Source organism: Buttiauxella ferragutiae (assembly GCF_022637515.1).
In the GTDB taxonomy this organism is placed as follows: Bacteria; Pseudomonadota; Gammaproteobacteria; order Enterobacterales; family Enterobacteriaceae; genus Buttiauxella; species Buttiauxella ferragutiae.
This window is the reverse complement of record NZ_CP093332.1, coordinates 3627147-3642521: the sequence shown is the minus strand read 5'-3', so window position 1 is coordinate 3642521 and position 15375 is coordinate 3627147. Positions and strand designations below refer to the sequence as shown.

Annotated in this window: 12 protein-coding genes; 5 read left to right on the top strand and 7 right to left on the bottom strand. The window is 51.4% G+C overall.

The genetic code is table 11. The features are described from left to right. Positions 1–144: 144 nt before the first annotated feature. A complete protein-coding gene (locus MNO13_RS16830) occupies positions 145–1800 on the top strand; it encodes an ATP-dependent endonuclease (RefSeq protein WP_064548278.1) in 1656 nt (551 codons plus the stop codon). Positions 1801–1813: 13 nt separating this feature from the next. Here the strand turns inward: MNO13_RS16830 and MNO13_RS16825 are convergent, their stop codons facing one another. Continuing rightward, positions 1814–2761, bottom strand: coding sequence for a VirK/YbjX family protein (locus MNO13_RS16825; protein ID WP_133522491.1), 948 nt, complete (start codon positions 2759–2761; stop codon positions 1814–1816). A gap of 140 nt (positions 2762–2901) precedes the next feature. Between MNO13_RS16825 and macA the strand changes: the two genes are divergently transcribed. Then, complete coding sequence (macA, locus tag MNO13_RS16820; protein WP_133522492.1) at positions 2902–4017, top strand: macrolide transporter subunit MacA; 1116 nt, start codon at positions 2902–2904, stop codon at positions 4015–4017. Beyond that, positions 4014–5960 (top strand): macrolide ABC transporter ATP-binding protein/permease MacB, encoded by a 1947-nt coding sequence (gene macB / locus MNO13_RS16815; protein WP_064548272.1) that lies wholly within the window; start codon positions 4014–4016, stop codon positions 5958–5960. The genes macA and macB overlap by 4 nt, the downstream gene beginning before the upstream one ends. Positions 5961–6061: 101 nt before the next feature. Here the strand turns inward: macB and cspD are convergent, their stop codons facing one another. Further along, on the bottom strand, positions 6062–6289 hold the full coding sequence (cspD, locus tag MNO13_RS16810) for a cold shock-like protein CspD (protein ID WP_064548270.1): 228 nt from the start codon (positions 6287–6289) through the stop codon (positions 6062–6064). 324 nt (positions 6290–6613) lie between these two features. Between cspD and clpS the strand changes: the two genes are divergently transcribed. Together clpS and clpA are read left to right on the top strand one after the other, a co-directional pair. Next, the gene (gene clpS, locus MNO13_RS16805) at positions 6614–6934 is read left to right on the top strand and encodes an ATP-dependent Clp protease adapter ClpS (RefSeq protein ID WP_034456405.1); all 321 of its coding nucleotides are present in this window, start codon (positions 6614–6616) and stop codon (positions 6932–6934) included. 27 nt (positions 6935–6961) lie between these two features. Continuing rightward, positions 6962–9235, top strand: a complete 2274-nt coding sequence (gene clpA / locus MNO13_RS16800; RefSeq protein WP_064548268.1) for an ATP-dependent Clp protease ATP-binding subunit ClpA — start codon at positions 6962–6964, stop codon at positions 9233–9235. A 116-nt stretch (positions 9236–9351) separates the two neighbouring features. On the opposite strand, the gene infA is transcribed toward clpA, so the two are convergent. The 5 genes from infA to trxB all read right to left on the bottom strand — a co-directional run bounded on the left by infA (position 9352) and on the right by trxB (position 15194). Then, on the bottom strand, positions 9352–9570 hold the full coding sequence (gene infA / locus MNO13_RS16795) for a translation initiation factor IF-1 (RefSeq protein ID WP_002211347.1): 219 nt from the start codon (positions 9568–9570) through the stop codon (positions 9352–9354). 291 nt (positions 9571–9861) lie between these two features. Continuing rightward, complete coding sequence (gene aat / locus MNO13_RS16790; RefSeq protein WP_121813961.1) at positions 9862–10554, bottom strand: leucyl/phenylalanyl-tRNA--protein transferase; 693 nt, start codon at positions 10552–10554, stop codon at positions 9862–9864. A 53-nt stretch (positions 10555–10607) separates the two neighbouring features. Then, the gene (gene cydC, locus MNO13_RS16785) at positions 10608–12329 is read right to left on the bottom strand and encodes a heme ABC transporter ATP-binding protein/permease CydC (protein WP_237930126.1); all 1722 of its coding nucleotides are present in this window, start codon (positions 12327–12329) and stop codon (positions 10608–10610) included. Further along, positions 12329–14095, bottom strand: a complete 1767-nt coding sequence (cydD, locus tag MNO13_RS16780) for a heme ABC transporter permease/ATP-binding protein CydD (protein ID WP_241939030.1) — start codon at positions 14093–14095, stop codon at positions 12329–12331. The genes cydC and cydD overlap by 1 nt, the downstream gene beginning before the upstream one ends. A 130-nt stretch (positions 14096–14225) precedes the next feature. Further along, complete coding sequence (gene trxB / locus MNO13_RS16775) at positions 14226–15194, bottom strand: thioredoxin-disulfide reductase (protein WP_064548261.1); 969 nt, start codon at positions 15192–15194, stop codon at positions 14226–14228. Between the last annotated feature and the right edge of the window lie 181 nt (positions 15195–15375).

Below are 15375 nucleotides of genomic sequence, written 5' to 3'. Positions count from 1 at the left end.
CAGATAAAGCGTAGGTAATAATGGAAAAATCGGCTGTTTTTTATTGTATAAAGTTTGGCCGAGATGTACGCATAATCTGTCGCTATACTCGAACTATGCAGCCGGTCAGGTAAAGGAAAGCGCAACAACCAATCTGGAGGGGTTATGTTTCTTGAGCGTGTAGAGATTGTCGGATTCCGGGGGATTAACCGCCTTTCGTTAATGCTTGAACAAAATAACGTGCTGATCGGTGAAAACGCCTGGGGTAAATCCAGCCTGCTGGACGCATTAACGCTATTATTGTCGCCGCATCAAACGCTCTATCACTTCAATCGCGATGATTTCTATTTCCCGCCCGGGGACGTACAGGGCCGGGAACATCATTTACATATTGTACTGACCTTTCGGGAAACCGCGCCCGGCCATCATCTTGGCCGACGTTATCGTTCGCTTGCGCCGGTATGGGTGGCAGGTGAGGAAGGTTTTCATCGCATTATGTATCGGCTGGTGGGGGAGCTCGCGGAAGATGGTTCTATTCTGACGCTGCGCAGTTTCCTCGATGAGAAAGGCCATGCTATCGAACTTGATGACATTGACATTTTTGCCCAGCAAATCATCCGCCTCAATCCAGTATTACGTTTGCGTGATGCGCGTTTTATGCGGCGTTTACGCAATGACAGCATTCCCGCCATGCCAGACACCGAAATGACCGCCCGCCAGCTTGATTTTCTGGCGCGTGAACTGGTTTCGAGTCCACAAAATCTTACCGATGCCCAGCTGCGGCAAGGTTTGTCGGCGATGGTGCAATTGCTTGAGCACTATTTTGCTGAGCAAGGTGCTACCGCGCATCAACGCTTGTTACGTCGCCGCTCGCACGATGAACAACGCAGCTGGCGTTATCTGGACATCATCAACCGCATGATCGACAAACCCAACAGCCGCACTCATCGAATGATTTTACTGGGGATGTTTTCAACCTTGCTGCAGGCTAAAGGCAACGTGGTTCTGGATAAAGACGCGCGGCCATTGCTGCTGGTGGAAGATCCTGAAACCCGACTGCACCCGATTATGTTGTCGGTGGCCTGGCATTTGCTCAATCTGCTGCCGCTGCAAAAAATCACCACTACCAATTCGGGCGAATTGCTATCGCTCACGCCTGTCGAGAACGTTTGCCGCCTGGTGCGTGAATCGTCAAGGGTTGCGGCCTGGAGGCTCGGCCCTGGCGGCATGAATGCAGAAGACAGCCGTCGTATTGCCTTTCATATCCGCTTTAATCGCGCTTCTTCATTGTTTGCCCGCTGCTGGCTGTTGGTTGAAGGGGAAACGGAGGTGTGGGTGATGAACGAACTGGCACGTCAGTGCGGGCACCATTTCGATGCCGAAGGGGTGAAAGTTATCGAATTTGCGCAGTCGGGTCTGCGCCCATTGATCAAGTTTGCACGGCGCATGGGCATTGAATGGCATGTGCTGGTGGATGGCGATGAAGCGGGGAAAAAATATGCGTCAGTGGTGCGTGGTATTTTGGAAAATGATCGTGACCAGGAACGTGAGCATCTTACCGCGCTCCCGGCGATGGACATGGAACACTTCATGTATCGTCAGGGATTTTCCGATGTGTTCCATCGCGTGGCGCAAATCCCCGAAAACGTACCGATGAATATGCGCCGCGTTATTGTGAAAGCTATTCATCGCTCTTCCAAGCCCGACTTAGCGATAGAAGTGGCGATGGAAGCGGGGAGGCGTGGAGTCGATGCCGTGCCGTCACTGTTGCGAAAAATGTTCTCGCGAGTGTTATGGCTGGCGCGTGGCCGGGCTGATTAGCCCGGCGGTTAATTCATAGCCGCTGCTCGATTTGCTCCATCATCTCATCTAGTAAACTGTAGCGGCGGCGGTACTCCGCGCGCTTTTTGCTGGCAATCTCTTCAACAGGTTTGCGGGCCACTCCCAGTGGCAGCTCAAAGTAGCCTTCTGGGGTTAATTCGCCGCTCATCGATTCCCAGAAACTATCGTAATCGGCATGAATTTTGTCCTGCTTCTTTTTTGCATAACGCCACGAGCGATAGATATGTGCGCGGTTACTCACGGCCAGAATCTGGTTCACCCCTAAATGACGAGCTAACAAGCAAGCCGCTTCCAGCACCAGGCGTTTCGGGAATAATCCGTGACACGCTTTGGTCGCGACCTGGATATATTCATGTGGGATATCACTTTTGGCACCCTGCAAGCCACCAATAAACAGCGTCGATTTCTGCTGGTGACAGCATAGGGTGAAGGTCAAGCCTGCTAAAACAACGCCATCGTGGCGGGTCAGTGTTAGTGTGGCTTCACCTTCTTTATCGACAAAGGGGTCGGCGCGGAAATCAAGATGGTAGAAGTTCTCATCTTTACCCGTTATTGTTGCCAAACGTGCTCCGTCAGTTGAGTAGTGTTGTAGTAACAAGCGTTTCGGCAGTGCTGCGTTCAGTACGCGGTAGTGGAAAGACAATGCGCTTGCCGCCGCCTTACGGTTAAAATTCACCGATAAATAAGGGCGATGAAGACGACAAGGTAACCCTGGTTGCACCGCCAGCAATTTTTCCAGCAAAGGTTGATGCGATAAATCGTTCAACAAGCGAGCGGTAGAAAGTGGGCTGGTCAGTGAACGCAGGACGAATTTTCGACGATAGGCTGGGTTCTGCCACGCAATCCCCGGCGTCCATTGTCCCTTTGCTAAAGAAAGAAACAACCGCCAGCCATTGAGTTGAGCTGTTGATCGGAATTCGTTTTCGGCAATTGACGACATGATTGAAACCTGGTTGAGAAACATTGGGGTTATTTCACCATTTGTGAATTCAACGTAGGTTCAATCACCGTAACGCCGATACGGGTTTACAACTTTTGTTGATACTTCATTTAATTAGCCAGTCTTTTTGCAGGATACCTATGAGATTCAAGGGAAAAATAAAAAAACGCTATTGGCTTCTGGGCCTGTTAGTTCTGTTGTTGGGCGTCTGGCTGTGGAAGTTTCTGAACGCGCCGACGCCGGTTTATCAGACGATGATTGTGCGCAAAGGCGAGTTGCAGCAAAGCGTGCTGGCAACGGGGAAGCTGGATGCATTGCGCAAAGTTGATGTCGGTGCGCAGGTCAGTGGGCAGTTGAAAACGCTGTCGGTGAACATCGGCGATAAAGTGAAAAAGGATCAGCTGTTGGGGGTTATCGATCCCGAACAGGCACAAAACCAGATCAAGGAAGTTGAGGCAACGTTAATGGAGTTGCGCGCGCAGCGGCGGCAGGCTGTGGCGCAGGCAAAACTTGCGCAAGTGACGCTGAATCGCCAGAGAGCACTGGCCAAAACTCAGGCTGTATCACAACAAGATCTCGATACCGCAGTGACCGATCTTGAAGTGAGGCAAGCACAAATTGGCACCATTGACGCGCAAATCAAACGCAATCAGGCCTCTTTAGACACCGCGAAAACCAACCTCGATTACACGCAGATTGTTGCACCTATGGCGGGTGAAGTGACCGAAATCACCACCAAACAAGGCCAGACAGTGATTGCCGCGCAGCAAGCGCCAAACATTCTGACGCTTGCCGATCTGGGTACCATGCTGGTGAAAGCACAGGTTTCTGAAGCTGACGTGATTCATCTTAAACCAGGCCAAAAAGCCTGGTTCACCGTGCTGGGCGACCCTCTAACACGCTATGAAGGTTTGTTAATCGATATTCTGCCAACGCCGGTGAAAGTGAACGATGCGATTTTCTATAATGCACGTTTTGAAGTCCCGAATCCGCAAGGGGTATTGCGCCTGGAAATGACCGCGCAAGTGCATATTCAACTCGGTGGCGTGAAAGAGGTGCTAACCATTCCGCTTGCAGCACTGGGCGAGCCGGTAGGGGATAACCGTTACAAAGTGTCAGTGCTACGTAATGGTGAAACTCGCGATCGTGAAATTACCATCGGTATGCGCAATGACACCCAGGTACAGGTTGCTACGGGTTTGACTGAAGGCGAAGAAGTGGTGATTGGCAAAAGCACCGCCGGGAGCGCCCCATGACAGCACTGCTTGAGCTGCGTGATATTCGCCGTAGCTATCCGTCGGGTGACGAACAAGTTGAGGTGCTAAAAGGCGTTAATATCACCATTGAAGCGGGTGAAATGGTGGCGATTGTCGGGGCATCGGGTTCTGGCAAATCAACGCTGATGAATATCCTCGGCTGCCTCGATAAACCCAGCAGCGGCAGTTACAAAGTGGCCGGGCAAGATGTCGCGTTGCTTGATAGTGATGCGCTCGCCACGCTGCGGCGTGAACATTTCGGTTTTATCTTCCAGCGCTATCACTTGCTCTCGCATTTGAATGCTACGCAAAACGTCGAAGTCCCGGCAGTGTATGCCGGAACGGCGCGAGTTTATCGTCAACAACGGGCGCGCGCTTTGCTGATGCGTCTGGGGCTTGCGGATCGCGTCGATTATCTGCCGTCACAGCTTTCTGGTGGCCAGCAGCAACGTGTCAGTATCGCTCGCGCGCTGATGAATGGCGGGCAGGTGATTCTTGCCGATGAACCGACAGGCGCGCTGGATAGCCATTCCGGTGAAGAAGTGATGGCCACACTCAAGCAACTGCGCGAGTTGGGCCATACGGTTATTATTGTGACGCACGACCCGACGATTGCCGCGCAGGCACAGCGAGTCATTGAAATACGTGACGGGGAAATTATCAGTAACCCGCCGTCGGTCTCTCAACCACCCGCGGCCCAGAAAGAGCTGAAAACCCAACCGGTTAACTCGCCATTTCAGCAGACCATCAGCAGCTTCCGTGAAGCTCTGACCATGGCCTGGCTGGCGCTGGCGGCGAATAAAATGCGCACGCTGCTGACGATGCTGGGGATTATTATTGGTATCGCGTCAGTGGTGTCGATTGTGATTGTCGGTGATGCGGCTAAACAGCTGGTGTTGCAGGATATTCGCTCCATCGGCACTAACACCATTGATGTCTATCCCGGCAAAGATTTTGGTGATGACGACCCGCAATACCAGCAAGCGCTGAAATACGACGACCTGGCGGCCATCAGCCAGCAACCGTGGGTTAGTTCAGCCACGCCTTCGTTGTCGAGCAATTTACGCGTGCGCTATGGCAACGTTGATGCCGCCGCCAGCGTCAATGGTGTCAGCAGCCAATATTTTAATGTCTACGGCATGACGTTTAGCGAAGGCAATACCTTCAACGATGAACAACTCACAGGCCGTGCGCAGGTGGTGGTGCTGGACAGCAATACCAAACGGCAGTTGTTCCCTGATAAAGCCAAAGTGGTTGGCGAAATCGTGCTGGTGGGGAATATGCCTGCGACGGTTATCGGCGTGGCGCAAGAGAAGCAGTCAATGTTTGGCAGCAGCAAGATTCTGCGTGTCTGGTTGCCGTATAACACCATGGCGGGTCGTGTGATGGGGCAAAGTTGGCTGAACTCGATAACGGTGCGGGTGAATGAGGGCTATAACAGCCACGAAGCCGAGCTGCAGCTCAATCGTTTGTTGCAGCTACGTCACGGTAAGAAAGATTTCTTCACCTACAATATGGATGGCCTGTTGAAAACGGCGGAAAAGACCACACGTACTCTACAGATGTTCCTGACATTGGTGGCGGTCATCTCATTGCTGGTGGGCGGGATTGGCGTGATGAATATCATGCTGGTGTCGGTAACTGAGCGTACCAAAGAGATTGGTATCCGCATGGCAGTGGGCGCTCGCGCTAGTGATGTGTTGCAGCAGTTTTTGATTGAAGCTGTGCTGGTGTGTCTGGTGGGTGGTGCGTTGGGGATTTCGTTATCTCTGCTGATTGCCTTCACGTTGCAACTGGTTTTGCCGGGCTGGGAAATTGGTTTCTCACCGATGGCGTTGTTCACCGCATTTGCTTGTTCGACCGCAACAGGAATTATTTTTGGTTGGTTACCGGCGAGAAATGCGGCGAGATTGAACCCAATTGATGCTCTGGCGCGTGAATAATTTTCATCTGAGTTATGACGATTGGTTATAGACCCGAAATAAAAATGCCAGCTCGTGGGCTGGCATTTTGAACTGGGGATGTACACAATGAAACAAAAGGGTCAGGCGACCGCTGCTGCCTCGAGTTCCAGAGGCACAATCAAACTAGCGTGATTGCCTTTTGGCCCCTGATGTACATCAAACCTGACAGTTTGTCCGGCTTTAAGCGTTCTGTAACCATCCATCTGAATGGTGGAGTAATGCGCGAAGATATCTTCGCCGCCGCCTTCTGGGCAGATAAAACCGAACCCTTTAGCGTTATTGAACCATTTAACAGTACCCGTCTCCATGCTTCTACATCCTTCGTAAATCTTATAAGTGAGATGGAATGAACCGGTGGGGTGAGGGCGGGCTGTTCAAAACCTCGCCACCTCACGCTTGTACAATGTAGATAATTTAACCATGTCGTCAAGCGTTGCACGGGGGGGTAAGAATGAAAATGAGTCAAAAATTTGAAGCAGTTAACGCTATTGTGATTAATGTGACAGAACTCTCTATTGTTAGTGACTGTGCCTTTTTAACACGATGACTCGCGTTCACTGAAAGCGTATTACACTCAACCTATGGGCTTCGCCTTAATGACAATGGGCGATTTAACATGATGACGATTTGCAATGGGTAAGACGAACGATTGGTTGGATTTCGACCAGCTGGTGGGTGACAAACTGCGCGAAGCGCTAAAGCCACCGTCGATGTATAAAGTGATGTTAATGAACGATGACTACACGCCGATGGAATTTGTTATTGACGTGCTGCAAAAGTTCTTTTCTTATGATGTAGAACGTGCAACGCAATTGATGCTCACTGTGCACTATCAGGGTAAAGCTATCTGTGGCATTTTTACTGCAGAAGTAGCGGAAACCAAAGTCGCGTTAGTGAACCAGTACGCAAGGGAGCATGAGCATCCGCTGCTGTGTACGCTAGAAAAAGCCTGAAGAAGGCAAAATTTGGGGGAGGTGCCTATGCTCAATCAAGAACTGGAACTCAGTTTAAATATGGCTTTCGCCAGAGCGCGCGAGCACCGACATGAGTTTATGACTGTCGAGCACCTGTTGCTGGCTTTGCTCAGCAACCCGTCAGCTCGCGAAGCGCTGGAAGCGTGTAGCGTAGATCTGGTGGCGCTACGACAGGAACTCGAGGCCTTCATCGAACAAACCACACCGGTTCTGCCAGCCAGTGAAGAAGAGCGTGATACTCAACCTACGCTTAGCTTCCAGCGTGTGCTGCAACGTGCGGTGTTCCACGTCCAGTCTTCTGGTCGCAGTGAAGTCACTGGCGCAAACGTGCTGGTGGCTATTTTCAGCGAACAGGAATCCCAGGCAGCGTATCTGCTGCGTAAACATGAAGTCAGCCGCCTTGATGTGGTGAACTTTATCTCTCACGGTACACGTAAAGACGAACCTAATCAGGCACCGGGTGCAGATAATCCGGTCAATGAAGAGCAAGCAGGCGGGGAGGAACGTATGGAAAACTTCACCACCAATCTCAACCAGCTTGCACGTGTGGGAGGGATCGATCCGCTGATTGGCCGCGAGAAAGAGTTAGAGCGCGCCATTCAGGTTCTGTGCCGTCGCCGTAAAAACAACCCGCTGTTAGTGGGTGAATCAGGCGTAGGTAAAACGGCGATTGCTGAAGGTCTTGCCTGGCGTATTGTGCAGGGCGATGTTCCGGAAGTGATTGCCGATTGCACCATTTATTCGCTGGATATCGGTTCGCTGCTGGCGGGTACCAAATATCGTGGTGACTTTGAAAAACGTTTCAAAGCGCTGCTAAAACAGCTCGAACAGGATCAAAATAGCATCCTGTTTATCGATGAAATTCATACCATTATCGGTGCGGGTGCCGCGTCCGGTGGGCAAGTTGATGCCGCAAACTTGATTAAGCCGCTGCTGTCGAGTGGCAAGATCCGGGTTATCGGTTCAACCACTTACCAGGAATTCAGCAATATCTTCGAAAAAGACCGTGCTCTGGCGCGTCGCTTCCAGAAAATTGATATTACTGAGCCAAGCGTTGAAGAAACCGTGCAGATTATTAACGGCCTGAAACCGAAATACGAAGCGCACCACGACGTGCGTTATACCGCGAAAGCGATTCGTGCGGCGGTGGAACTGGCGGTGAAATATATTAACGATCGCCATCTTCCCGATAAAGCGATTGACGTTATCGACGAAGCCGGGGCTCGCAGCCGCCTGATGCCGGTGAGTAAACGTAAGAAAACGGTCAATGTCTCAGACATTGAAACCGTGGTCGCACGTATTGCCCGTATCCCTGAGAAAAGCGTATCAGCGAGCGACCGCGATACGCTGCGTAGCCTTGATGACCGCCTGAAAATGCTGGTGTTTGGCCAGGATAAAGCCATTGAGGCGTTAACCGAAGCCATCAAAATGAGCCGTGCCGGATTGGGGCACGATCACAAGCCTGTCGGTTCATTCCTGTTTGCCGGGCCAACAGGTGTCGGTAAAACGGAAGTCACCGTGCAGCTGGCGAAATCACTGGGCATCGAATTGCTGCGCTTTGATATGTCGGAATACATGGAACGCCATACGGTGAGCCGTTTGATTGGCGCACCTCCGGGTTACGTTGGTTTCGACCAGGGCGGCTTGTTGACGGATGCGGTCATTAAACATCCTCACTCTGTGTTGCTGCTCGATGAAATCGAAAAAGCGCACCCCGATGTCTTTAACCTGTTATTGCAGGTGATGGATAACGGTACGCTGACCGATAACAACGGGCGTAAAGCGGATTTCCGTAACGTGATTCTGGTGATGACCACTAACGCCGGTGTACGTGAAACTGAGCGTAAGTCTATTGGCTTGATTCGTCAGGACAACAGCACTGACGCGATGGAAGAGATCAAGAAGATCTTTACCCCAGAATTCCGTAACCGTCTGGACAACATTATTTGGTTCAACCATCTGTCTACAGATGTGATTCACCAGGTAGTCGACAAGTTTATTGTTGAGCTTCAGGTGCAGTTGGATCAGAAAGGTGTGTCGCTGGAAGTGAGCCAGGAAGCCCGTGATTGGCTGGCAGAAAAAGGCTATGACCGCGCAATGGGCGCACGTCCAATGACGCGTGTTATTCAGGACAATCTGAAGAAACCGCTGGCGAACGAACTGTTGTTTGGTTCCCTGGTGGATGGTGGGCAAGTGACGGTAGCTCTGGATAAAGAGAATCAGAAACTGATTTATAATTTCCATGGTGCGCAGAAACATAAACCGGAAACGGCTCATTAATCCAAAGTACGCAGATATAAAAAAAGGCCAGGTTAATCACCTGGCCTTTCTATTATTGAATTTCTAAAACTAATTTTTTACGCCGCCCGTTGTTTCCGCAGCGCTAAATAAAACTATCAGCGACTACGGAAGACAATGCGGCCTTTGCTCAGGTCGTACGGGGTCAGCTCTACAGTGACTTTGTCACCCGTCAGGATGCGGATATAGTTTTTACGCATTTTACCGGAGATATGAGCGGTTACCACGTGCCCGTTTTCCAGCTCAACGCGGAACATGGTGTTAGGTAACGTATCAAGAACGGTACCCTGCATTTCAATATTGTCTTCTTTGGCCATCTAATCCTCGAGGGTATCACTACCATAGTTTTGAACCGGCAAGATAATGCCCAAGTTCACGTATCATGTAAAGAATTGTTGGTGAAATCACCAGCGAAAGTGCAATTTGCGCATTACCCAAAACCCACTCAAAAGCTGCACTATAGGCGCTTACGATGAGGGCTGCGAAGAGATAAACGATGGGCTGTCCCTGTTAAAGCTAATCCCATACGGCGGCGGGGTAATGAGCAGAGCTCACTCTGCGGGGCTAATTATAACACTCTTAACAGTAATGTGCCGTAAACATTATCGTTACGACAGGATTTGTGGTACCCAGCAATAAGATGCAAGCTGATGTGGGCGAAATATGGACAGCTGCTCCAGATATTCGCGGCGAGGAATTTCTATCGCCCCAAGCGATGCGGTATGAGCATTAAGCACCTGGCAATCAATAAGCTTGCCGCCATAACTCATAAAGTGCTGGCAGAATACCAGCAGAGCCGTTTTTGAGGCATTTTCCCGACGGCTAAACATGGATTCGCCACAGAACAACGCACCTTGTGCCACGCCGTACATGCCACCGACTAGCTCATTATCTTCCCAAACTTCAACCGAATGCGCATGCCCCAACTCATGCAGCCGTTTATAGGCGTCAATGATATCAGGAGTTATCCAGGTGCCTTCATCGCGGTCGTCGGCACATTCGCTAATCACGCGTTCGAAAGCATGGTTAAGCGTGACGCGGTATGGGGAGTTTCTGTGGAATCGCTTCATGCTGCGGCTGAGATGAAATTGTTCAGGAAAAAGCACCGCACGTGGATCGGGCGACCACCATAAAATAGGGTCGCCAGGCGAGAACCACGGAAAGATGCCGCGCTGATAAGCCATCAACAAACGAGCCGGGCTTAAATCGCCCCCGAGCGCCAGTAACCCATTAGGTTCACGCAACGCGCCTTCCGGTGAGGGGAAGGCGATTGAGTCACGGGAAAGCTGAATAAGGCGCATGACGTCCAAACTCCAGGGAGCAATAATTATTGATAATAGACTAACTACCGGGTCTACAAACGCTGGTGGAAATGATAATAACGTCCACCGCTCGCCATTAATTCGGCGTGAGTACCTTGCTCAATAATTTGCCCGTTGTCCATCACAATTACACTGTCGAAATCTGCCAATCCACGCAGGCGATGGGTGACCATCAATACTGTTTTATCTTTGGTGACTTCAGCCAGCAAATCAAGAACCTGGCGTTCAGTTTCCGCATCTAAACCCTCGGTTGGTTCGTCAAGTAAGAACAGCGGGGCATCGTGCAGTAAAGCACGCGCAATGGCTAAGCGGCGCAATTCGCCACCCGAAAGCTGGCGACCGCCTTCACCCAGCCAGCTATTGAGGCCTGCATCGTCCAGTAACTTCTCAAGGCCAACGCAAGTCAGGACTCGACTTAAATCTTCATCGCTGGCCTGTGGTGCAGCAAGCAGCAAGTTGTCGCGCAGTGTGGCACTAAACAAATGAACGCGTTGCGATACGACACTGGTGGACGCGCGTAATGCCGTTTCATCAAACTGGCTCAGCGCTTCACCATTCAGGCGGATCTCGCCTTGCTGACATTCCCAGGCGCGCGTCAGCAATTGCAGCAGTGTCGATTTACCGCAACCGGTACGCCCCAAAATAGCTATGTGTTGGCCTGCCTCAACCTTGAGCGAGATACCCCGAAGTGCCATTTGAGACTGTTCGGGCCAGGCAAAACTCAGATTGTTAATCTCCAGAGCCACGCGCTCAGGAATTGCATGAGGTTGTTCGGTAAAAATCACTTCGGGTTTTTGACTGGTAATTTCAGTCACGCGCAGTGCGGAGGCGATAACCTGGCCAAGATGCTGAAAAGCTCCGGTGACCGGTGCCAGCGCTTCGAATGCAGCCAGCGCGCAGAACACAAACAGCGCGATAAGTGCGCCTGGTGTGGTATTTCCACCCACGCCCTCGGCTGCCATCCACAGCATCAAGATGACGGCGATACCGCTGATTAGCAGCATGATGGCTTGTGACAGTGCTGTAAGCTCGGCCTGGCGGCGTTGCCCTTCTTGCCAGTGATCCTCCGTTTTATCCAGTTGCTCACGATAACGTTGGGAGGCACCAAAAATGGTTAGTTCAGCATGGCCTTGTAACCAGGCGGTGAGTTGCTGGCGATATTGCCCGCGTTGCGCGGTAATCGCCTCGCCGGTGGCTTTCCCTGCGTAATAAAATATTGGCGGAAGCAAAACTAAGGTTGCCAGTAAAATCGCGCCTAAGGTGAGGGCTAATTGTACGTCCAGCCAGCTCAAACCAAAGGTCACCACTACGATCACCACAAACGCACCGACCATTGGTGAAATCACACGCAGGTAAAGGTGATCCAGGGTATCGACGTCTGCAACTAAGCGATTGAGTAATTCACCCTGGCGAAAACGCGCCAGCCCAGCAGGGGAGAGTGGGAGCAATTTGCTAAATGTGGAAACACGCAAATGCTGAAGTACGCGGAATGTCGCATCATGGCTGACAAGACGCTCAAAATAACGCCCCGCAGTACGGGTAATTGCACCGCCCCGAACGCCTGCTGCAGGTAGCATATAGTTAAAACTATAAATCCCCGCGACACCGACAACCGCCGAGGCCGAGAGGAACCAGCCTGACAAAGTCAGCAGCCCAATGCTGGCCAGAAGAGTGACAATCGCTAACACCACGCCAAGCATCAGTAGCCATTTATGACGGCCGTACAGCGCTAAATAGGGGAGTAAAGCTCGCATTAGATTTCCTCCTGGCGATGAGCTAGTAACGTCGTAAACGGGCCTTCCTGTGCGGCAAGCGTGGCGAAATCCCCTTGTTGTACGATACGACCTTCGCGCATCACCCAAACCTCGTCCCAGTCGTTGATGTAATCCAACTGGTGAGTCACCATCAATGTGGTTTGCTGACGGGAAGCGCTACTTAACGCGTCCATCACACGCTGCTCACTGTGGGCGTCCAGACTTGCAGCCGGTTCATCCAGCAACAGCAATCCACATGGCATCAGCAATGCGCGCGCGACGGCGACCCGCTGGGCTTGCCCAACAGACAAACGCGCAGCTGCTTCACCCAGCGGTGTATCAACCCCTTGTGGTAGCAACGGGAGGAACTCACTGACAGAGGCTTTGTCCAGGGCAGCAGTTAGCTGCTCAGCACTGGCACTGGGTGCCGCTAACAGCACATTTTCGCGGATAGTAGGAGCCGGAAGCTGCGGGTTTTGTCCAACCCAACTGAGTTGTTCACGCCACCATTTCTGGTCAAGGGCCGAAAGATCTACACCATTAATCAGCAATTGGCCTTGATAGGGCAAAAAGCCAGACAACACGTTGAGCAGTGAACTTTTACCTGCACCGCTTTGCCCGACCAGCACCACACGTTGTCCGGCTGAAAGGGTGAAATTCAGTGGTCCTGCGAGAGTTTTATCTTCAGTTGATAGAATGACCAAATCACGAGCTTCAATGCTGATTGGCTCGTTATTATTGAATTTTGCTGTGCCTTGTTTGCGTTGCTGCAATGGCGCATCAAGGAAGGTCATCAGGCTGTCGGCCGCTCCCACCGCTTGTGCTTTAGCATGATAAAAAGTGCCCAGATCGCGTAGCGGTTGGAAAAACTCCGGGGCTAAAATCAACGCCAGGAAACCGGCAAATAATGTTACGCCAGTACTGTAATGACCAAAGTTCAGTTCGCCGAGATACGAAAAACCGAAGTAAACCGCGACCAGTGCGATGGACAGAGAAGCGAAAAATTCCAGCACGCCAGAAGACAGAAATGCCAGGCGTAATACTTCCATCGTGCGCTGACGGAAGTCCTGAGATGCCGTGCGGATATTCTCCGTTTCGGCATTGCCACGGTTAAACAAACGCAAGGTTTCCATACCTCGCAGGCGGTCAAGAAAATGCCCGCTCAGCCTCGCAAGCGCCTGGAAGTTACGGCGGTTAGCATCTGCGGCACCCATACCTACCATCGCCATGAACAACGGGATCAGCGGCGCGGTGCAAAGCAGAATCAGGGCTGCAACCCAGTTAGATGGGAAAATGGCGATTAAAATCAACACGGGTACCATGACCGCAAGCGACATTTGCGGCAGATAACGTGCGTAGTAATCGTGCATATCTTCGATTTGTTCCAGCACCAGGGTTGCCCAACTGCCGACCGGTTTCCCGTGGATCCAGGCTGGCCCTGCTTGATGGACGCGATCGAGTACTTGCCGGCGAATCTCCTGACGAATGTGCAACCCAGCGTAAAAACCGACTTTTTCACGTAGCCACACGACCCAGGCGCGCAATACAAAAATCAGTATCAGGATAACGAAAAGCAACAGCAGAGCTTCCCGGGGAATGTTTTCCATGATCATGTGTTGCAGCATCCGGGCAAGCAGCCAGGCTTGAGCAACAATCAATAACCCACTGACCAGCCCTAAAAAACGGGAAAGCCCCAACCAGCGGCGAGAGATAATGCTTTGTTTTTTTAGCCAGCGGCTAAGTTCTTGTTGACGGGTTTTATTCATGGATGCCAGTGCAGGTAGCTAATTAATTATCAGGCAAAATTTGCGGGCAATGTTACAACGCAGGCGAAAGAAAGGCGACCTATTCAGTCGCCTTTACGTATCTTCAAACTGCCGGTTAAGGCGGGGAGAGTTACTTATTCTGTTCGGCAAGTCCGTCCAGGTAGCGTTCGGCATCCAGTGCAGCCATACAACCGGTGCCCGCAGAGGTAATCGCCTGACGGTAGATATGGTCCATTACGTCGCCTGCCGCGAACACACCAGGAATGCTGGTTTGTGTGGCATTACCGTGAATACCAGACTGCACTTTGATGTAGCCATTTTCCAGTTCGAGCTGATCGGCAAAGATTGACGTATTCGGACTATGTCCGATCGCCACGAACAAACCTGCAACTTCTAACTCTTCAGTGGTATCGGTGTTGTGAACGTCACGCAGACGCAGACCACTGACACCCATTTGATCACCAGTAACTTCATCTAAAGTCCGGTTGGTGTGCAGCACGATGTTGCCGTTCTTCACCTTTTCCATCAGACGGTTGATGAGGATTTTTTCGGCTCGGAAGCTGTCACGGCGGTGAATCAGATGCACTTCTGAGGCAATATTTGCCAGATAAAGCGCTTCTTCAACAGCGGTGTTACCGCCACCAATTACCGCAACTTTTTGATTGCGATAGAAGAAGCCATCACACGTTGCGCAGGCTGAAACGCCACGACCTTTAAACGCTTCCTCAGAAGGCAGACCCAGGTATCGGGCAGAAGCTCCGGTCGCGATGATCAACGCATCGCAAGTATATTCGCCGCTGTCACCCGTCAGACGGAATGGACGGTTTTGCAGATCCACTTTAGAGATGTGGTCGAACAGGATCTCTGTTTCGAACTTGGTTGCGTGTTCGTGCATGCGCTCCATTAACGCAGGGCCTGTCAGGTCGTTAGGATCACCCGGCCAGTTCTCAACTTCGGTGGTCGTGGTCAACTGACCACCTTTTTCCATCCCGGTAATCAAAACGGGCTTGAGGTTGGCGCGAGCCGCGTAGACTGCTGCGGTGTAGCCCGCAGGGCCGGAGCCAAGAATTAGCAATTTACTGTGTTTAGCGGTGCCCATGAGATCCTCATTGTTCGTTGGCAGACAATCGAGGGATTGTAGGGAATTTGGCGGGTTAAAAAAAGGGTGAACGGTTGGTGTTGGCGATTATGTTAACTATATGTGCAATAGCTGTGTTCAATCAGCCGCGGTGAATATCGCGAAAGCGCATAAAAATCCACCTAAACAGGCTAAATACTCA